The 21,367-nt window shown below is 62.1% G+C and carries 9 protein-coding genes; 7 read left to right on the forward strand and 2 right to left on the reverse strand.

Annotated elements, in window-relative coordinates; all coding sequences use genetic code 11:
• The first annotated feature begins 17 nt into the window (after nucleotides 1-17).
• The gene (locus NN662_RS00715) at nucleotides 18-1,862 is read left to right on the forward strand and encodes an ABC transporter ATP-binding protein (protein WP_261928399.1); all 1,845 of its coding nucleotides are present in this window, start codon (nucleotides 18-20) and stop codon (nucleotides 1,860-1,862) included.
• Nucleotides 1,863-1,884: 22 nt separating this feature from the next.
• Here NN662_RS00715 and NN662_RS00720 read toward each other — a convergent pair whose 3' ends face one another.
• Entirely contained in the window at nucleotides 1,885-3,546 is a 1,662-nt protein-coding gene (locus tag NN662_RS00720; RefSeq protein ID WP_261928400.1) for a GMC family oxidoreductase, read from the reverse strand.
• Nucleotides 3,547-3,692: 146 nt separating this feature from the next.
• On the opposite strand from NN662_RS00720, the gene NN662_RS00725 reads away from it, so the two are divergent.
• The 4 genes from NN662_RS00725 (at nucleotide 3,693) to NN662_RS00740 (ending at nucleotide 14,807) form a co-directional block, all read left to right on the forward strand.
• Complete coding sequence (locus NN662_RS00725) at nucleotides 3,693-3,890, forward strand: hypothetical protein (RefSeq protein WP_261928401.1); 198 nt, start codon at nucleotides 3,693-3,695, stop codon at nucleotides 3,888-3,890.
• Between the two features lie 114 nt (nucleotides 3,891-4,004).
• Nucleotides 4,005-4,703: a helix-turn-helix domain-containing protein gene (locus NN662_RS00730; RefSeq protein WP_261928402.1), complete on the forward strand. Its 699-nt coding sequence runs from the start codon at nucleotides 4,005-4,007 to the stop codon at nucleotides 4,701-4,703.
• A 311-nt stretch (nucleotides 4,704-5,014) separates the two neighbouring features.
• Entirely contained in the window at nucleotides 5,015-13,516 is an 8,502-nt protein-coding gene (locus NN662_RS00735) for a GH36-type glycosyl hydrolase domain-containing protein (RefSeq protein ID WP_261928403.1), read from the forward strand.
• A 79-nt stretch (nucleotides 13,517-13,595) separates the two neighbouring features.
• Nucleotides 13,596-14,807, forward strand: coding sequence for an OpgC family protein (locus tag NN662_RS00740; RefSeq protein WP_261928404.1), 1,212 nt, complete (start codon nucleotides 13,596-13,598; stop codon nucleotides 14,805-14,807).
• A 148-nt stretch (nucleotides 14,808-14,955) separates the two neighbouring features.
• Here NN662_RS00740 and NN662_RS00745 read toward each other — a convergent pair whose 3' ends face one another.
• The gene (locus NN662_RS00745; protein ID WP_261928405.1) at nucleotides 14,956-16,728 is read right to left on the reverse strand and encodes a glucan ABC transporter ATP-binding protein/ permease; all 1,773 of its coding nucleotides are present in this window, start codon (nucleotides 16,726-16,728) and stop codon (nucleotides 14,956-14,958) included.
• A gap of 296 nt (nucleotides 16,729-17,024) precedes the next feature.
• Here NN662_RS00745 and NN662_RS00750 point away from each other — a divergent pair, with 296 nt between their 5' ends.
• Entirely contained in the window at nucleotides 17,025-17,765 is a 741-nt protein-coding gene (locus tag NN662_RS00750; RefSeq protein ID WP_261928406.1) for a helix-turn-helix transcriptional regulator, read from the forward strand.
• A 124-nt stretch (nucleotides 17,766-17,889) separates the two neighbouring features.
• A complete protein-coding gene (gene pyc, locus NN662_RS00755; RefSeq protein ID WP_261928407.1) occupies nucleotides 17,890-21,351 on the forward strand; it encodes a pyruvate carboxylase in 3,462 nt (1,153 codons plus the stop codon).
• The last annotated feature ends 16 nt before the right edge of the window (nucleotides 21,352-21,367 follow it).

Raw genomic sequence — 21,367 nt, forward strand, 5'->3', positions numbered from 1 at the left:
ACAATAAAGGGGAAATCATGCTCGGCGCCGAAACATCGAAAATGCCATCGGGGGGACTGGCCGGGCCGGTTCTCTCGGTCCGGGACCTGTCGACCGCGTTCCGTGTGGACGATCAATGGCGGACGGTCGTCAATTCGATATCCTTCGACATCAACCCGCGCGAGACCGTGGCGATCGTCGGTGAATCCGGCTCCGGCAAGAGCGTGACGTCGCTGTCGATCATGCGGCTCCTTCCGAAGAATACCAGCCGGATTACCGGTCAGGTGATGCTGGGCGGCCGCGACCTGCTCGCGCTTCCGGAAGAAGAGATGCGCAAGGTACGCGGCAACGACATCTCGATGATCTTCCAGGAGCCGATGACGAGCCTCAATCCGATCTTTCCGATCGGCAAGCAGATCGCCGAGGCGATGACCTGCCACCGCGATATTTCGGCGGCGAGCGCCAGGGCGGAGACCATCCGGCTCTTGGAAAAGGTGCGCATTCCAAATGCCGCCAATCGCTTCGACGAATATCCGCACCAGTTTTCCGGCGGCATGCGCCAGCGCGTGATGATCGCCATGGCGCTCGCTTCCAAGCCGAAGCTACTGATCGCCGACGAGCCGACGACCGCGCTCGACGTGACGATCCAGGGCCAGATCCTCGACCTCATCAAGGAGCTGCAGGTCGAAGACGGCATGTCCGTCCTCTTCATCACCCACGACATGGGTGTGGTCGCCGAAATCGCCGACCGGACCGTCGTCATGTTCCGCGGCGACGTGGTGGAGGAGGGACCCACGGAGGATATCTTCCATCGTGGGAAACATGCCTATACCCGGGCGCTTCTCTCAGCCGTGCCGAAGCTTGGCTCGATGGAAGGCAAGAAGTGGCCGCTGAAGTTCCCGATCGTCGACATCAATACCGGCGAGAGCAGTGAGCCGGTCGAGGTCGACAGCACGATCGACAAGAGCCGAACGCCCATCCTCGAAGTCAAGAACATGACCACCCGCTTCGACATCGTCTCCGGACTGTTCGGGCGCAAGAGCGGCGCGGTCCATGCCGTCGAGAACGTCTCGTTCAATCTCTATGAGGGTGAAACCCTGTCGCTTGTCGGCGAATCTGGTTGCGGCAAGTCGACCACCGGGCGGTCGATCACCCGTCTCGTCAACCCGACAAGCGGCTCGATCATCGTCGACGGTTTCGACGTGATGAAGCTTTCGAATTCCGAATTGAGAAAGATGCGGCGCAGCATCCAGATGGTCTTCCAGGATCCCTTCGCCAGCCTCAATCCGCGCATGAGTGTCGGGTCCGCCGTCGCCGAGCCGTTCCTGGAGCACGGTCTTGGCAGCCGGTTGCAGGCGCGTGACAAGGCGGCCGGTCTATTAGAAAAGGTCGGGCTCAGCGCCGACATGATGAAGCGCTATCCGCATGAATTCTCGGGCGGCCAGCGGCAGCGCATCTGCATCGCACGTTCCCTGATGCTCGATCCGAAGATCATCGTTGCGGACGAGTCCGTCTCGGCGCTCGACGTGTCGATCAAGGCGCAGGTGGTCAACCTGCTTCTGGAGCTGCAGCACAGCCTCAACCTCGCCTATCTGTTCATCTCGCATGACATGGCGGTGGTCGAACGCGTGAGCCACCGCGTCGCGGTCATGTATCTTGGCGAAATCGTCGAGATCGGCCCGCGCGAAGCGGTGTTCAGCGATCCGCAACACCCCTACACGAAGAAGCTGATGGCGGCGGTTCCCGTCCCCGATCCGGCGCGCCGCGGCATGAAGCGCAATCTGTCGACGGACGAAATCAAGAGCCCGGTCCGGCCGCTCGGTTTCGAGCCGCCGCGCCGGCAGTACAAGACGATCTCCGAAGGCCATCTCGTGATGATCTGAGTGCCTTCGTAACGAGCCCGGATCAGAGGCCGCCGGCGATCCAGCGGGCGGCCTTTTCCGCGATCATCAGGGTTGGCGCGTTGGTGTTGCCGCTGGTGATCGTCGGCATGACGCTGGCATCGGCTATCCTCAGGCCGTCGATGCCCCTCACCCGCAAATGGCTGTCGGTGACGGCGAACGGATCGTCCAGCTTGCCCATTTTCGCGGTGCCGACAGGGTGGAAGATTGTCGTTGCGATGTCGCCGGCAAGGCGCGCCAGCTCCTCATCGGACTGGTACTCGACGCCGGGTTTCCATTCCTGCGGCTTGTACTTCGCCAAAGCCGGCTGACTTGCAACCTTGCGGACATGGCGGAGACTGTCGGCGGCGATCTTGCGGTCACCTTCCGTGCTCAGATAGTTTGGCGCAATGGCCGGCGCGGCGCGGAAATCCGGGCCCTTGAGACGCACGGCCCCGCGGCTGGTCGGATTGAGATTGCAGACGCTCGCGGTGAAGGCCGGGAAGGCATGCAGCGGCTCGCCAAAGGCATTCAGGCTCAGCGGCTGCACGTGGTATTCGATGTTGGCGTGCGGCTGATCGGGATCGGACTTCGCGAAGGCGCCCAGCTGCGAAGGCGCCATGCTCATCGGACCACTGCGCTTCAGCACATATTCAAGGCCGATCATCGCCTTGCCGAACATCGTGCTCGCCAGGGTGTTCAGCGTCTTCACGCCGTTCACCTTGAACACGGCACGGATCTGCAGGTGATCCTGCAGGTTGCCGCCAACGCCCGGCAATTCGTGAACCGGGTCGATGCCGTTTTCGCGCAGATGGTCTGCCGGTCCGATACCGGAAAGCTGGAGGATGTACGGCGTGCCGATCGCGCCGGAGGAGAGCACCACCTCGCCGCGCGCGCTGACCTTCCGCTTCTCGCCGCCGCGATGGACGACGACGCCTCTGCAGCGCAACGCGCCATCGGCGCCCGGCTCGATGACGAGCCTTTCCGCCTGGGTATCGGTCCAGATTTCGAGATTCCTGCGACCGGCTGCCGGGCGCAGGAATGCCTTTGACGAATTCCAGCGCCAGCCACCCTTCTGGGTCACGTCGAAATAGCCGACGCCTTCGTTGTCGCCGCTGTTGAAATCGTCGGTGCGGGGAACGCCGGCCTGAACCATGGCTTCCTGGAAGGCGTCCAGCACATCCCAGCGCAGCCTCTGCTTTTCGACCCGGAGTTCTCCGCCATGGCCGTGCACATCGGAAAAATGCTTGTTGCCGGCCGATGGCGGATCCTGTCCGTCGTCGAGACGGTAATGGTCTTCGTGGGCCATGAAGTCCGGCAGGGCGTTGTTCCAGCTCCAGGCGTCGTCGCCGCTGGCGTCTGCCCAGCTGTCATAATCGCGGGCCTGGCCGCGCATGTAGATCATGCCGTTGATCGACGAGCAGCCGCCCAGCGTCCGGCCGCGCGGGTAAAGCAGGCTGCGGCCGTTGAGACCCTTTTCCGCTTCGGTCTTGAAAAGCCAGTCCGTGCGCGGATTGCCGATGCAGTAAAGGTAGCCGACCGGAATGTGGATCCAGTGATAATTGTCCTTGCCGCCGGCCTCGATCAGCAGAACCCGCTTCTCCGGATCGGCGCTCAGCCGGTTGGCAAGAAGGCAGCCGGCTGTACCAGCCCCGACGATGACGTAGTCGAATACTGTTTCTGGCATGGGTTTCGGGTCTCCTCCCCGTAATGCTCCGATCATCCTTAGCGGGCGGAATGGATTTTTTCAAAGCGACCATTTTGCCGTCGTCCGTTTTCCCTGCCGCCTCGCATGGAAAAAACCATATCTATTTCACTGGATGGCCCGTGCGTATGATGAAGATCAACAACATCACCATGTCTCTGGATATCCGGATTTCTCACATGCAGAACAATGACATCTGTCTTTCGAGAGCGGGGTCGCTGCATCGCCGCAAGGCAAATATTGCCTGGCGGTCGAACATTCCGTTCCTCGCGCTTTTCGGCTCGATCGTCTTCATTTTCGCACTGACGGCCGGTGTCATTTCCTGATTTGCAGATGCTTATGTAAGCTTTTTCTTGAGTGGATTTTTTTTACCTCGAGGATAGAATTTCTATGGCTGTCACATTACTGTGGTAGCGCAGTATCAGTGAATGAGGGGTGGAATGGCGAAATCCGTGGCGAGCAGTGACGTAGTCGAGGGCATACCCGCCGTGGAATATGCGGCCAGCAAGCCCTCTCTCAGCCAGGATCCCCAGAGCCATCGCGATCCCAAGGTCAACAATCTGGAGATCGCCATCGGTCACGAGGTCCGCGCCTTCCGCAAGAAACTCGGCATCACCGGGGCGGATCTTGCATCCGCGACCGGTATTTCGCTCGGCATGCTGTCCAAGATCGAGAACGGCAATACATCCCCGTCGCTGACCACACTGCAATCGCTCGCACGGGCGCTGGGGGTGCCGGTGACGGCATTTTTCCGCAGGTTTGAAGAGGTACGAAACGCGGTCTTCGTGCGTGCCGGCTCCGGTGTCGAGATCGAGAGGCGCGGCACGCGTTCCGGCCACCAGTACAATCTGCTGGGCCAGATCGATCACTCCGCCGGCGGCGTGCAGGTCGAGCCTTACCTCATCACGCTGACTGCCGATTCCGATGTCTTTCCGGCCTTCCAGCATGAGGGCATCGAGTTCATCTACATGCTCGAGGGTGAGGTCAAATACCGCCACGGCGACAAGCTCTACACGCTTCTGCCGGGCGACAGCCTGTTTTTCGATGCCGACGCGCCGCACGGGCCGGAGGTTCTGGTGACGCTGCCGATCCGGTTTCTTTCCATCATCTCCTATGCGGATAGAAATGGTGCAATATGAGCGCCCGTCGTGCTGACCGCTCCGCGCTCAAGTCTAAATGCGGCCATTATTCTATTGCACTGCCACATGCGCAATTCTTGCGATCATCCTTGGTTCGGCGTCTTCGCCGGCCGGCTTTTCCTGAAGGGATCTAGAGCCTCGGAACCAACCCGATCTTGAAACGTTTAGCGTTCAATTTGCCACCGTCCTCGCGCTATACGTTTGTCGGGGACCAGAGATGAGCCGTTCCGAGAACATGACATCGATCTTGCCGCACAGGACAGGTGCGGCAGCCAATTTCCCGGAAATACAAGAATCCCATCGTTGACACAATGACACCTACATCCCAGCCCCCCGTGACCAATCCCGAAGCAGAAGCGAGCGTCGTCGATCATAACGGTTCGATCCGCGCGGAGTTCTTCAACGCCGATGAACTGCGAGAGTATGGCGAACGGGCTTCGCGCGAAGGCGTGAGCGCGCTGCCGCTGCTCGTTCCCTTCGATTTCCACTCGCGCAGCCGCGACAACGAAAAGGAAATTCTTAGGGTCTATCGCACCACGGCGGCGGATGTGGAGGAAGGCGAAACCATTACGCCTGCGGCTGAGTGGCTGCTGGACAATCACTACATCGTCGAGGAAGCGATCCTGCAGGTGCGCCGGGACCTGCCGCGCAAATTCTACCGCCAGCTTGCCGAGATCGACGTCGGCGGCATGAAGATGCCGCGTGCTCTGGCGCTCGCCTGGCTCTATGTGGCGCATACTCACAGCACCGTTTCGCAGGCGAGCCTCAAGGCGCTGGTCGACGGCTACCAGACGAATGTGACAATGGAGATCGGCGAGCTTTGGGCGCTGCCGTCGCTTCTGCGCTTCGTTCTGATCGAGAACCTTCGGCGTATCTCCATCCGGGTCGAACGCGCCCGGCGCATGCGCGGCAAGGCCAACGACCTCGCCGACCAGCTTATCCGCCTCGCCGACCCGGCCAAATGCGCCGACCTACTTGCCAATGCCGCACCGATCGCGGCCGACTGCACCTTCGCGACGCAGTTTCTCTATCGTCTGCGCGATGGTTCGCAAACCTCGGGCTTTGCCGTTTCCTGGCTCGACGATTGCCTGAAGAAGGCCGGCACCGACAGCGAGGAAATGATCCTCGCCGAGCATAACCGGCTTGCCTCCGGCAATGTCACGATGGGCAACATCATCAAGAGCCTGCGCGAGATCGACGACGCCGAGTGGCCGGTCTGGTTCGAAGACGTATCCGTCGTCGACAAGATCCTGCGCGAAGGCACCGATTTCGCCGACCTCGACTTCGGCACCCGCGACGTCTACCGCGACCGCGTCGAACGCCTCGCCCGTCGGTCGGACCTCACCGAAGAGGAGGTCGCGCGTCGCGCCATCTCCATTTCCGGCCATTGCGGCGAAGCGCTCGTCGATGGCAGCGAGCCGGAAAATGTCGGCGAGTTTCTCGTGGGCTCGATGCGCGCCTCGTTCGAGAAGAGCATTGGTTATCAGCCGAGCGTGCTCGACCGCCTGATCGCGATCGGCCGCAGCCTGAGCTGGATTTCCATCGCCTTGCCGGTCATTTCGATGACACTGATTGCTATGGCTCTCGTCGGCAAGCTGCTTCTGTGGCAGGACATTCCGACCGTGGATGTGATCCTGCTGCTGATCCTGTTTGCCCTTCCCGCCTCGGAAGGCGTGACGGGGCTTTTCAACACGGTCATGTCGTTCATGATCCGCCCGGCGCGTCTCGCCGGCTACGAGTTCAAGTCGGGTATTCCGGCCGAAGCGCGCACGCTCGTTGCCGTGCCCTGCCTGATTTCCAACCGTGACGGTGTCGACGAGCTCATCCGCAATATCGAAGTCCATTATCTGGCCAACCCGCGCGGCGAGATCTATTTCGCGCTCCTGAGCGACTGGCCGGACAGCCAACGGGTGGAATCCGAAGCCGACCAGGAAATCCTCGCCTATGCGCGCCAGGAAGTCGATCGGCTGAGCAGCCGCTATGCCCATGACGGCAAGCGCCGTTTCTACCTTCTGCACCGCCGCCGGCTCTACAATCCGTCGGAGGGCGCCTGGATGGGCTGGGAGCGCAAGCGCGGCAAGCTGCATGAGCTCAATCTCCTGCTGCGCGGAGACCGTGACACCAGCTATCTGGCGGCGCCGGAGCAACTGCCGGCCGATATCCAGTATGTGATGACGCTCGACGCCGATACCCGCATCACGCGGGATGCCGTGACCAAGCTCGTCGGCAAGATGCACCACCCGATCAACCGGCCGGTGCTCGATCCGGCATCGAACCGCGTCGTCAGCGGCTACGGCATCCTCCAGCCGCGCGTCACGCCGTCGCTGACCACCGGCAAGGACGCCTCGGTCTTCCAGCGCATCTTCTCGATCAACCGCGGCCTCGACCCGTACGTCTTCACCGTTTCCGACGTCTATCAGGACATTGCCGGCGAAGGCACGTTCACGGGCAAGGGCCTCTATCATGTCGACGCCTTCGAGGCGGCGCTGAAAGGCCGGATCGACGAGAACACGGTTCTCAGCCACGACCTTCTCGAAGGCTCGTTTGCGCGTTGCGCGCTGGTCACCGACGTCGAACTGGTCGAGGATTTCCCGATCCGCTACGAAGTGGAGATGTCGCGCCAGCATCGCTGGGCCCGCGGCGACTGGCAGCTCCTGCCGTTCATCTTCAATCCGAAGAAGGGCATTCCTGCGCTCGGCCGCTGGAAAATGGCGGACAACCTGCGTCGTTCGCTGACGCCGATCGCCTGGCTGCTTTCGTCGCTCAGCGGCTGGTTCATCATGGATGCGACGGGCGCGCTCGCCTGGCAGATCTTCATGATCTTCAGCCTGTTCGTGGCGCCGACCCTGTCGCTTCTCTCCGGCGTCATTCCGCGCAGCACGGATATCATCGCCAAGGCGCATTTCTCGACCGTCTGGGCCGATATCCGCTCGGCCAACGCCCAGGTGGCGCTTCGGATCGTCTTCATTGCCGACACCGCCTGCATGATGGGCGATGCGATCGTCCGGTCGCTGTTCCGCATGTTCGTCAGCCACAAGCACATGCTGGAATGGCGGACGGCGGCCAGCGTGCAGGCAAGCTCGCAGGGGAGCATCCTCTCCTATTACAGCAACATGCGCCATGCGCCGTTGATCGGCCTGTTCATCTATTTCCTCGCCGTCATTTCGGGCGATCCGGGCTTCTATGTCGGCGTGCCGTTCGCAACGCTCTGGATCCTCTCGCCGCTGATCGCCTGGTATGTCAGCCAGTCGGCGGAAACCGAAGACCGCCTCATCGTCGCCGAGCCGGTGTCGGCGAGCCTGCGCGGCATTGCCCGCAGGACGTGGCGCTACTTCGAGACCTTCGTCACCGAAGAACACAATTTCCTGCCGCCAGACAATTACCAGGAAGTTCCCGAGCCGACAGTCGCCAATCGGACGTCGCCGACGAATATCGGCGTCTACCTCCTCTCCGTCATCTCGGCGCGCGAGTTCGGCTGGATCAGTTTCGAGCAGACGATCGAGCGACTGGAACAGACGGTCGCCACGGTCGATCGGATGGAGAAATACCGCGGCCACCTGCTGAACTGGTATCACACCGACACGCTGAAGCCGATGAAGCCGCGTTACGTGTCCGCTGTCGACAGCGGCAACCTCGCCGGTCACCTGATCGCCGTGTCGTCGGCCTGCCGCGACTGGGCGGAAGCGCCTGCGGCCTACCTCCAGGGCAATCTCGACGGTGTCGGCGACGTCGCCAACATCCTGAAGGAAGTGCTGGCCGACCTGCCGGACGACCGCAAGCCGCTGCGCCCGATGCGGCGCCGCCTCGAGGAGCGCATTGCCGGCTTCGGTGCCGCGCTCTCGGCGATCCGCCGCGAACAGGCCTTCACGTCGCTGCGCATGTCGAACCTGACGGTGCTCTCCGGCGACATCGAGAAGCTCGCCGTCAATCTCGATCACGAGATCGGCTCGCCGAAGAGCAGTGAAGTGACGAAATGGGCGCGTTCGCTCGTTGCCGTCTGCCAGGCGCACATCAACGACACGCTGTTCGACCTGTCGAATATCGAACCGTTGCGCGAGCGCCTTGCCAAGGTGCGAGACCGGGCCCGCGATATCGCCTTCTCGATGGATTTCGGCTTCCTGTTCCGTCCGGAACGCCGCCTCCTTTCGATCGGCTATCGTATCGACACCAACGAACTCGATGACGCCTGCTACGACCTCCTGGCATCCGAAGCGCGCCTGACCAGCCTGTTTGCCATCGCCAAGGGCGATCTGCCGAACGAGCACTGGTTCCGTCTCGGCCGAACAGTCGTGCCGGTCGGCGCGCGCGGCGCGCTGGTTTCCTGGTCGGGCTCGATGTTCGAATATCTGATGCCGCCGCTGGTCATGCAGGAGCGTCAGGGTGGCATCCTCAACCAGACCAACAATCTGGTGGTCAAGGAACAGATCGCCTACGCCAAGCGTCTCGGCATTCCCTGCTGGGGTATCTCGGAAGCGGCGTTCAACGCCCGCGACCATGAACTGACCTACCAGTATTCCAATTTCGGCGTGCCGACGCTCGGCCTGAAACGCGGACTTGGGCAGAATGCGGTCATTGCGCCCTATGCCTCGCTGCTTGCCAGCCAGTATGATCCCGAAGAGGCGCTGGAAAACCTCAACCGTCTGCGCAGCCTCGGTGCGCTGGGCATTTACGGTTTCCACGATGCCGTCGACTTCACGCCGACCCGGCTGCCGGAAGGGGCGACCAGCGCCGTGGTGCGCAACTACATGGCCCACCATCACGGCATGTCGATTGCGGCCGTGGCCAACGTCGCTTTCAACGGCCGTCTGCGTTCGCTCTTCCATTCCGATCCGGTCGTCGAAGCGGCGGAACTGCTGTTGCAGGAAAAGGCGCCGCGCGAAATCCAGCAGGTTAACGGCGGCCAGAAGGCGGAATCCGTCGGAACGGTGAAGGCCGAACTGCCGCATCCGGAAATGCGCATCATCGAGGATCCGGCCAACCGCCGTCGCGATGCCGCCTTCCTGTCCAACGGTCACTACTGCGTCATGCTGACGGCTGACGGCCATGGCTATTCGCGCTGGAACGGCCAGTCCGTCTCGCGCTGGAAGGCCGACGAGACCGATCAGCCCTGGGGCACCTACATCTTCCTGCGCGATGCGGAAAGCGGCCAGTGCTGGTCGGCCACGCCGGCACCGCGTGCAGCGGAGGGCGAAAAGGCCGTCGCCATTTTCGGCGACGACAAGGCGGAATTCCAGAAGACCGCAAACGGCATCTACACCTCGGTCGAGTGCATCGTCGCGACGGAACATGATGCCGAGGGCCGGCGCGTCAGCATCACCAACAACGGTATGCAGGACCGCTTCATCGAAGTCACCTCCTACCTGGAGCCGGTGATTTCGTCTGATGATTCCGATGCCGCGCATCCGCTGTTTTCCAAGATGTTCGTGCAGACGGAAATCGGCCGCAGGGGCGACGTCATTCGTGCCTGGCGCAACAAGCGAAACGAGAACGAGCCGGACATGTTCGTCGCCCATCTCGTCAGCGACGATGCCGGTTCTGCCCGGCCGACCGAATTCGAAACCGACCGCCGCCGCTTCATCGGCCGTGGCCGCAATCTGGCCGATGCCGCCGCGTTCCTGCCAGGAGCGACGCTTTCCAGCACCGACGGCTTCACCCTCGATCCGATCCTGTCGCTGAGGCGCGTCGTTCGCGTACCGGCAGGCAAGAAGGTGGCGGTCATCTTCTGGACCATCGCGGCACCCGTTCGCGAAGAAGCCGACAAGGCGATCGAACGCTACCGTCATCCGGAATCCTTTGCCCATGAAATGGCGCATGCCTGGACCCGTGCGCAGGTGCAGATGCGCCATATCGGGGTCACCTCGGCGCAGGCCTCGGCCTTCAGCCAGCTCGGCCGTTGCCTCGTCTATCCCGACACCGACCTTCGGGCCGATGCCGGAACGGTGCGCAGCGGACTGCAGGCGCAGTCTGCCCTCTGGCCGCTGTCGATCTCGGGCGATTTCCCGATCTACGCGGTGCGTATCAATGACGATCTCGACCTCGACATCGTCCGCGAGGCGCTGACCGCGCAGAGCTATCTGAGGCTGCGCGGCGTCATTGCCGATCTCGTCATCGTCAACGAGCGCGCCACCTCCTATGCGCAGGACATGCAGCAGGAAATCGACATTCTCTGCGAGAACCTGCGCCGCCGGACCCAGTCCGAAGGCGGCCGTCCGCACGTGTTCTCTGTTCGCCGCGACCTGATGAGCGAGGAAACCTGGCGGGCGCTGCTGTCTGCCGCGCGCGCCGTCTTCCATGCCCGCAACGGCAAGCTTACCGATCAGATCGTCCGCGCGATCAGCCTGCACCAGTCGGCCAATGCCGGCACGGCCGCAAAGCTGCCGGCCAAGCCGCTGGCGCTGCCGGCGCCGTCGTCGGAGCATCCGGCCGGCGGGGCGGATCTCGACTTCTGGAACGGCTTCGGCGGTTTCTCGAAGGACGGAAAGGAATATGTCGTCCGGCTGTCGAGCGGCCAGTCGACGCCGCATCCGTGGATCAATGTGATCGCCAACGAAAGCTTCGGCTTTCACGTCAGCGCCGAGGGCAACGGCTTCACCTGGAGCTGCAATTCGCGTGACTATCAGCTGACGTCATGGTCGAACGACCCGGTGATCAACCGCAGCGGCGAAGCCTTCTACATCGCCGACGTCGACAGCGGGCAGGTGCTGGCGCCTGTGCCCGCCCTGTCGCTGCGTCCTGACGTGCATTTCGAGGCGCGGCACGGGCTCGGCTCCTCGCAGTTCAAATCGCAGCAGGACGGTCTCGACATCGAGATGACGCAGACGCTCAGCCGCGACATGCCGGCGAAGGTGACGCGGGTGCGCATCCGCAATACCGGGATGGAGACGCGCCACGTCAAGGTCTATGGCTATGCGGAATGGGTGCTCGGCAACCGTCGGGAAAAGACGGTTCCGTATATCCTGACGGCGCAGGACGAAAAGACGGGAGCGCTGTTCGCGCGCAATCCCTACAGCGTCGATTATTCCCAGCGCACGGCCTTCTTCCTCATGAGCGAAAAGGACGCGAGCGTTACCGCTTCCTCGGCCGAGTTCTTCGGGCGGCACGGCTCCGTGCTGCTGCCGGAAGCGGTTGAGGCGATGGCGGATCTGTCGGGCAATGTCGGCACGATCGGCGATCCGTGCGCGGCGCTCTGCACGACGATCACCATTGCGCCTTACGAGACTCGGGAGGTCTGCTTCCTGATCGGCGACGGCGATAGCGAACAGGCCGCCCGCGACATCATCCGCCGCATGCGCAAGATTTCCTTCGCAACCCTCTTGAAGGAGAATCAGGATTACTGGGCCGAACTGACCGGCAAGGTGCGCATCAAGACGCCCGATACGTCGATCAACAACCTGGTCAACTACTGGCTGCCCTATCAGGCCTTGTCCTGCCGTATCACCGCGCGGGCCGGCTTCTATCAGGCGAGCGGGGCCTTCGGCTTCCGCGATCAGCTGCAGGACAGTCTGGCGATGCTTGCCTATGATCCGTCCCTTGCCCGCAACCAGATCCTGCGCGCCGCCTCGCGGCAGTTCCAGGAGGGCGACGTGCAGCATTGGTGGTTGCCGGAAAGCGGCGCCGGTGTGCGCACCCATATCGCCGACGACGTCGTCTGGCTCGCCTATGCCGCCGCCCATTACAGCGACGTGACCGGCGACCTGACCCTGCTCGACGAGGAGGTGCCCTTCATTCACGGTCCGGTGCTGTTCCCCGGACAGCACGATGCCTTCTTCAAGCCGGATGTGGCCGCGGAAACGGCGTCGCTCTACGAACATGTGGCGATCGGCCTGGACCTGGCTTTGTCGCGCACCGGACCGCAGGGCCTGCCGTTGATGCTTGGCGGCGACTGGAACGACGCGATGAACCGTGTCGGCGAGAAGGGCAAGGGCGAAAGCGTCTGGCTCGGCTGGTTCCTTGCCAATGCACTCAAGGCCTTCATTCCGCATGCGGAAAGGCGGGGCGACGAGTCGCGGGCAGCCGGCTGGCAGAACCGCCTCGACGACCTGCTGAAGGCTTTGGAAAGCGCCGGATGGGACGGAGAATATTACCGTCGCGGCTTCTACGATGACGGCCGGCCTCTCGGCTCCGCTCAGAGCGAGGAATGCCGCATCGATTCCATTTCGCAGTCCTGGAGCGTGCTGTCGGGCCTCGCGGATCCGAAGCGGGCGGGGATGGCCATGGATTCGGTGGTCGACAAGCTCGTCAACGAAGACGCCGGACTGATCCGTCTGTTCGATCCGCCATTCGCAACGTCGAAGGTTGATCCGGGCTATATCAAGGCCTATCCGCCCGGGGTACGCGAGAATGGCGGCCAGTATACCCATGCTGCCATCTGGGTGCTCATGGCGCTTGCAAGGCTCGGACGTCCGCAGGACGTGTGGCGCTGCCTTTCGATCCTCAATCCCGTCAATCATTCGCTGACGCCCGAGGATGCCGAAACGTACCGCTGCGAGCCCTATGTGGTCGCAGCCGACATCTATGGCGAGCGCGAAAAGAGCGGTCGTGGCGGCTGGAGCTGGTACACCGGGTCGGCCGGCTGGCTGCACCGGGCGATCATGGAATCCGTCCTCGGAATCAGTCGCCGCGGCGGTGAGGTGCAGGTGGCGCCGATGCTTCCGGCCCACTGGGACGGTTTTGAGGCGGAACTTTCCAGCGGGTCCGAGAGTTGCCGTATTGAGGTCCAAAAAGGGCCCGACGACGAAGGTTATAGTGTACGCGTGAACGGGAAGCCGATTCAGTCTTCCCAGAATGCGATTTTGGTCGGCAAGGCATCCTGAGCGTCTTGCCGACCGTCAGGTCATAGAAACGAAAACAATTGGAACGGAGCGGCCCCAAGCCTCTCCGCAGGGTGTATTGATGCTGTCATACGCTAACACGCGAGGGCTGCCCGGCGGGGCAGGCGCCTCGGCGGCGAAGCCCGCCCAACGCGATACCCGGCTCGATGTGATCAGGGCGCTGGCGCTGATCACGATCTTCATCAACCACGTCCCCGGACAGATGTTCGAGCACTGGACGTCGAAGAATTTCGGCTTCTCCGACGCATCCGAGGCATTCGTGCTGATTTCAGGGATCGCCATCGGCCTCGCCTATGGCCGCAAGTATACGGTCGGCAATCGTCTCTCGATGTCGATGAAGGCGGTGCGGCGGGCCTTTGTTCTCTACGGTGCCCATATCGCCTGCACATTCACGACGCTCGCGGTGTTTGCGCTCGGCGCCTGGTGGTTTCATCAGCCGGACATGCTGGAAAAGATCGCCATCGGCCCGGCGCTTGCCGAGCCGGTGAAGGGCGTCATGGCAATCCTCACGCTTGGCCATCAGTTCGGCTACAACAACATCCTGCCGCTTTACGCAGCCCTGCTGCTGATGGTGCCGGGTATCCTGTGGCTGGAATCGCAGAGCCCGCGCCTGCTCGTCATGCTGTCCATCGCCCTGTGGTTCTTAGTTGGTCTTTATCAGATTGCGCCCGGCAACATGCTCATGGACGGGGTCTGGTTCTTCAATCCGCTCTCCTGGCAGCTGCTCTTCGTCATCGGCATCGTTTCCATGCGCCACGTGCAGCGCGGCGGTACGATCTACTGGAACCCGTTCCTGTTTGTTGCCGCTGCGGGCTACGTGATCCTGTCGGCCTTCTGGGTGACGCTGTCGTGGTGGAACATCGACATCTCCTTTGGCCTGCTGCCGAAGGTGCTGGCCGGCTTCGAGAAAACCTACCTGTCGCTGCCGCGCCTTCTGCACGTCCTGGCGCTCGCCTATCTGGTCGTCAAAATTCCGTTCCTGTCGGCCGCCGCCCGCCGGCCGGTCAACAACCCGCTTTCGGTTCTCGGTCGCCACTCTCTCGGCATCTTCGTTTCGGGCACCATCCTGGCGATGATCGCTCAGGTGCTGATGATGGGAATGGGCGAAAGCGCCGCCATGGGCATCTCGCTCATCCTGCTCGGCATCGTCATCCAGTTCGGCATTGCCTACTGGCTCGACGACCGTGACCAGAAGAAGCGGAAGCAGGTGACGGCAAAGCCGCAGCGTGCCAAGCCCATGCTGCCGGCAACGCCGATACAGGCAGCCGAATAGGCGTCGAAGGAAACGCATGCGCCTCTCATTGACGGCGGATGCGGTCGGCCAGACAGATCGAGGGGCTCATGCCAGACGGCATGAGCCCCTCTTTCATGTCTCGGAGCGTCTGGCGCAGCCCCGAAGCGGACCGGGTCGCTCAGGCGGCTCAGGCCGCCTCGTTGTCGTCGGGGCCGCGCGTTTCAGACGCAGGCAGTTCCTTGATGCCGCTCGCCTTCAGCAGGGCGGCGAAACGACCGCTCTTCTCGGCCAGTTCCTGATAGCCACCCATTTCGACGATTTCACCATGATCGATGAAGAGGACGAGGTCCGCCTCGCGGACGGTCGACAGCCGGTGAGCGATGATGAAGGTGGTGCGATCCTTCCTCAGCCGGTCGATCGCTGCCTTGACGCGACCTTCCGTCTCGACGTCGAGCGCGCTGGTCGCCTCGTCGAGCACGAGGATCGGCGCATTCTTCAGGATGGCGCGGGCAATGGCGATGCGCTGCCGCTCGCCGCCGGACAGGCGGTTGCCGCGCTCGCCGGCATGGGTCTCGTAGCCATCCTGCCGACCTTCGATGAACTCGACGGCCGCTGCCGCTTCCGCAGCCTCGGCAATCTCTTCCGGCGTGGCGGTTTCCTTCCCGATCTGGATGTTGTCGCGGATTGAGCGATTGAGCAGGCCGGCATCCTGGAAGACGGCGGCGATGTTGGCGCGCAGCGACTTGCGGGTGGCGGTGGAGATGTCCATGCCGTCGATGAGGATCTTGCCTTCCTGCGGATCGTAGACCCGCTGCAGGAGGTTCATCAGCGTCGTCTTGCCGGCGCCGGTCGGGCCGACAATGGCGACCGTCTGCCCGGCGTTGACGGCGAAAGACATGTTGCGCACGCCCTGTGTCGTGTTGGCGAAATCAAACGAGACGTTGCGGAACTCGACATTGCCCTTGACCTTGCCGAGGTCGATCGCATCCGGCGGATCGCTCTGGCGGATGGCGGCTTCCTTCTCCAGCTCGAAGAAGTCCTCCAGCTTGGCGCGGGATTCGAAGATCTGGTTGGCATAGCCACGCATCTGGTCGAGCTTGCCGATCAGCAGGTTGGCGAAACCGGTGAAGGCAATGATCTCGCCGACCTTCAGTTCGCCGCGCTGGACCAGGATAGTGCCGATTATCAGGATGATCATCATCGAGATGGTGGAGGCCATGCGGTTGAGGGCGCTGGCGATCGCCCACCAGTCGAGCACAGGAATCTGCGCATCGAGGAGATTGCGGGTGAAGGTCTTCAGCGCCCGCGTCTCGGCCTCGATGCGGTTGTAGGAGTGCAGGACGGAAACGTTGGAAATGGTGTCGCTGACATGCGCGAATACGGAATGATAGTGCCCTTCGACCGCTTGCTGGCCTTCCTTCGTGCGCGCCATGACGGAACTGCCGATCAGCAGATACAGGACACTCAGCACGATGAGGACCGCCGTCATGCGCACGTCCATCGCCAGCGCCGTCGGCACGAGCAAGGCGAGGGAAACGGCCGTGGCGAGATGCGTGCGCATGAATTCCAGCCAGAGGCCGAACAATGTTTCGCAGGCGCGCAGCAGCGTATGCAGGGCATTGGAGGTGCCGCGCTGGTGATGCCAGGACAGCGGCATGGAAATGATGCGCTCGAAGGCTTCCGTCAGCAGGTGTGCCCGGCGCTCGTGCGCCAGCCTGTCCGCCTCGCGCGCCACGAGAACGTAGGCAATCGTGTTGAAAATGCCAAAGCCCGCCCAGGCGATCAGGATCGGAGTTACATCCGTCTTGTCCGAGATTGCATCGATGATCTTGCCGAAAAGGATGGGTTCGGCGATGGTGATGACGGCCAGGACGATGTTGGCGACGACGATGATCCATACACGCCAGCGGTATGTGGCGAGGTAGCGGAGCGCCTGAAAATAAACGTGGGCTAGTGACACGATACAATCTCTTGTTTAAATTTGTTCACATCTTCACGGATTCGTAGTCCTTGCCGAAGGCCATGGAGGTATGATGAGACAACGGTTGGCCGTTTGCATCCGAAAAGAGGCAATTTTTGTTCTGACGTGAAATATCCGGATAAAAAGCAAGAAACCATATAAATGTTCCGTCATAACGCCTGCGGAGTGCCCGCACATCACTTTTCACACTCGAGCGAACGTATCATGCCGATTCCGTATGATCTTTGCCCCTTCCCTGTACAAGCGCGACACGATCTCTTTTGCTTGGGGGCGACGTGAAGATTGACGCCTTACTTGAGTTTCTCGAGCGTGCTGACGACTATGAGAGCTATGAGCGTGTCGTCCAGCAGCTGGAACGCGTCATCACGTTGTTCGGATTCGAATATTACGGTGTCCTGCGGCAACCCAAGCCGGTCGAGGACCTGAGCAGCCTTGTCCTTTGCGGGCGCTGGCCGGAGGGCTGGCCGGAGGTCTATGCCGCCAAGAAATTCATCCTCAGCGATCCGACCATCCGCTATCTGCAGGTGGCGCACCGGCCGTTCCGCTGGCGCCATGCTCTTTCCCTTTTCCGCACCGATCCGCATCGCAAGCGGATGGAGCGGATGATGGCGGAAGCCAAGAAGTTCAAGCTTGAGGATGGTTACGTCTTTCCCGTCCATGGCCGGACCGGGCTGCTTGGCAACATGTCGGTCAGCGGCTTGCTGATCGAGCTGCGGCCGATGGAACTGTCGCTCTTTTCCGCGTTCGCCGATCGGGCATTCTGGCGACTGATGGACATCACCAACAAGTCCGGGGAACTCGAGCTTCTGGCCAATGTCGATACGCAGCTGACGAAGCGGGAGCTCGAGGTCCTCAACTACCTCGCCGATGGCCTGACTTCCAATGAAATGGGCCAGATCCTCGAGATTTCCAGCCATACGGTCGACTGGTACATGAACGGAATCCAGGACAAGCTGAAGGCGAAGAACCGCCAGCATGTCGTCGCCACGGCGCTGCGCATGGGGTTGATCGGTTGATTCCAGCCCTCGCTGCGAAATTTTCTTTCACCGCCCCCAAGGAAATTGAACTTATTGCAACAAGCCGCTAAGACTCTTCTTCGCAGTGCAGCATAAATGCACGCGGTGAAGTGAGGAGACCGACTTGTCCATTAAGAAGATTCTTGTAGCCAACCGATCAGAAATCGCCATTCGCGTGTTCCGCGCGGCCAATGAGCTGGACATAAAAACGGTCGCCATCTGGGCGGAAGAGGACAAGCTCGCCCTGCACCGCTTCAAGGCCGACGAAAGCTATCAGGTTGGCCGCGGCCCGCACCTCGAGCGTGATCTCGGACCGATCGAGAGCTATCTGTCGATCGAAGAAGTCATCCGCGTCGCCAAACTGTCGGGCGCCGATGCCATCCATCCCGGCTACGGCCTTCTCTCGGAAAGCCCCGAATTCGTGGACGCCTGCGATGCTGCCGGCATCACCTTCATCGGCCCGAAGGCCGAGACCATGCGCCAGCTCGGTAACAAGGTGGCTGCGCGCAATCTGGCGATCAGCGTCGGTGTTCCGGTCGTGCCGGCAACCGATCCGCTGCCGGACGACATGGCCGAAGTGGAGAGAATGGCCGAGGAAATCGGCTACCCCGTCATGTTGAAAGCCTCCTGGGGCGGCGGCGGGCGCGGCATGCGCGCCATTCGCAAGAAAGAGGATCTCGCCCGCGAGGTGATGGAAGCCAAGCGCGAGGCAAAGGCCGCATTCGGCAAGGACGAAGTCTACCTTGAAAAGCTCGTCGAGCGCGCGCGTCACGTCGAAAGCCAGATCCTCGGTGACACCCACGGCAATGTCGTCCATCTGTTCGAGCGCGACTGCTCCATCCAGCGGCGCAACCAGAAGGTCGTGGAGCGGGCGCCCGCGCCGTATCTGAATGAAGAGCAGCGCCAGGAACTGGCCAGCTATGCGATCCGCATCGGCGAGGCGACGAACTATATCGGCGCCGGCACCGTCGAGTTCCTGATGGATGCCGATACCGGCAAGTTCTATTTCATCGAAGTCAATCCGCGCATCCAGGTCGAGCACACGGTCACCGAAGTCGTCACCGGCATCGACATCGTCAAGGCGCAGATCCACATTCTCGACGGCGCGGAAATCGGCACGCCGGAATCGGGCGTGCCGGCGCAGGAAAACATCTGGCTGAACGGTCACGCCCTGCAGTGCCGCATCACCACGGAAGATCCGGAGCAGAACTTCATTCCGGACTATGGCCGCATCACCGCCTATCGCGGCGCGACCGGCTTCGGCATCCGTCTCGATGGCGGCACGGCCTATTCGGGTGCGGTGATCACCCGCTTCTACGATCCGCTTCTGGAAAAGGTGACCGCATGGGCGCCGACGCCGCTGGAAGCCACCCAGCGCATGGACCGTGCGCTCCGCGAGTTCCGTATCCGCGGTGTGGCGACGAACCTGACCTTCCTCGAAGCGATCATCAGCCATCCGGATTTCCGCGCCAACAAGTATACGACGCGCTTCATCGATACGACGCCGGAGCTCTTCCAGCAGGTCAAGCGTCAGGACCGCGCCACCAAGATCCTGACATATCTTGCCGACGTGACCGTCAACGGTCACCCGGAAACGAAGGGCCGCGCCGAGCCGAACCCGGACGCCGCAAAGCCCGTCGTTCCCTATATCAACGGCGCCATTCCGGACGGTACCAAGCAGCTGCTCGACACGCTGGGGCCGAAGGGATTTGCGGACTGGATGCGCAATGAAAAGCGCGTTCTGATGACGGATACGACGATGCGCGACGGGCATCAGTCGCTGCTCGCCACCCGCATGCGCACCCATGACATCGCGACGATTGCCGGCACCTATGCCCGCGCCCTGCCGCAGCTTCTGTCGCTGGAGTGCTGGGGCGGCGCGACGTTCGACGTATCCATGCGCTTCCTGACCGAAGACCCGTGGGAACGGCTCTCCATGGTCCGCGAAGCGGCGCCGAACCTGCTCCTGCAAATGCTGCTGCGCGGCGCCAACGGCGTCGGCTACAAGAACTATCCCGACAATGTCGTCAAATATTTCGTCCGCCAGGCGGCGAAGGGCGGCATCGACCTTTTCCGCGTCTTCGACTGCCTCAACTGGGTCGAGAACATGCGCGTGTCGATGGACGCGGTCGCAGAGGAAAACAAGCTCTGCGAGGCGGCGATCTGCTACACCGGCGATCTCCTGAACTCGGCCCGCCCGAAGTATGACCTGAAATATTACACCGCGCTTGCCGCCGAACTGGAAAAGGCCGGCGCGCACATCATTGCGGTCAAGGACATGGCCGGCCTGCTGAAGCCTGCCGCCGCGACGATCCTGTTCAAGGCGCTGAGGGAAGCGACGAGCCTGCCGATCCATTTCCACACGCATGACACGTCCGGCATTTCTGCCGCGACCGTGCTCGCCGCCGTCGATGCGGGTGTGGACGCGGTCGACAGCGCCATGGACGCCTTCTCCGGCAATACCTCGCAGCCGTGCCTCGGTTCCGTGGTCGAAGCGCTGAAGGGCACGGAGCGCGATCCGGGCCTCAATCCGGAATGGATCCGCCGCATCTCCTTCTATTGGGAAGCCGTGCGCAACCAGTATGCGGCCTTCGAAAGCGACCTCAAGGGACCGGCATCGGAAGTCTATCTGCACGAGATGCCCGGCGGCCAGTTCACCAACCTCAAGGAACAGGCCCGCTCGCTCGGTCTCGAGACCCGCTGGCACGAGGTCGCGCAGGCCTATGCCGATGCCAACCGCATGTTCGGCGACATCGTCAAGGTAACGCCGTCCTCCAAGGTCGTCGGCGACATGGCGCTGATGATGGTCAGCCAGGATCTGGCGGTAGCCGACGTAGAGAATCCGGCGAAGGACGTTTCCTTCCCGGAATCGGTGGTCTCCATGCTCAAGGGCGACCTCGGTCAGCCGCCAGGCGGCTGGCCGGAAGCCCTACAGAAGAAGGTGCTGAAGGGCGATGAGCCCTACGTCGTGCGGCCGGGCTCACTGTTGCCGGACGCCGACCTTGCCGCCGAGCGCAAGGCGATCGAGGAAAAGATCGAACGCGAGGTCAACGACTTCGAATTCGCCTCCTATCTCATGTACCCGAAGGTCTTCACCGATTATGCGATGGCACACGAGACCTATGGTCCTGTCTCGACGCTGCCGACGCCGAATTACTTCTACGGCCTGCCGGTCGGCGACGAGGTCCTGATCGACATCGAAAAGGGCAAGACGCTGGTCGTGCTCAACCAGGCGATCGGCCATACCGACGAGAAGGGAATGGTCACCGTCTTCTTCGAGCTGAACGGTCAGCCGCGACGCATTAAGGTTCCGGACCGGGCCCATGGTGCCGCGGGTGGCGCCGTGCGGCGGAAGGTCGATGCCGGCAATGCCGCTCATGTCGGCGCGCCGATGCCGGGCGTGATTTCCACGGTTGCCGTCGCGACCGGTCAGGAAGTCAAGCAGGGCGACGTTCTTCTCTCCATCGAGGCGATGAAGATGGAAACCGCGCTGCATGCGGAAAAGGACGGCGTCGTTGCCGAAGTGCTCGTCAAGGCGGGCGACCAGATCGATGCGAAGGATCTGCTGATCGTCTATGCGAGCTGAGGCTGCGCGACATCAA

The organism is Rhizobium sp. NRK18, assembly GCF_024385575.1.
GTDB lineage: Bacteria > Pseudomonadota > Alphaproteobacteria > Rhizobiales > Rhizobiaceae > JANFMV01.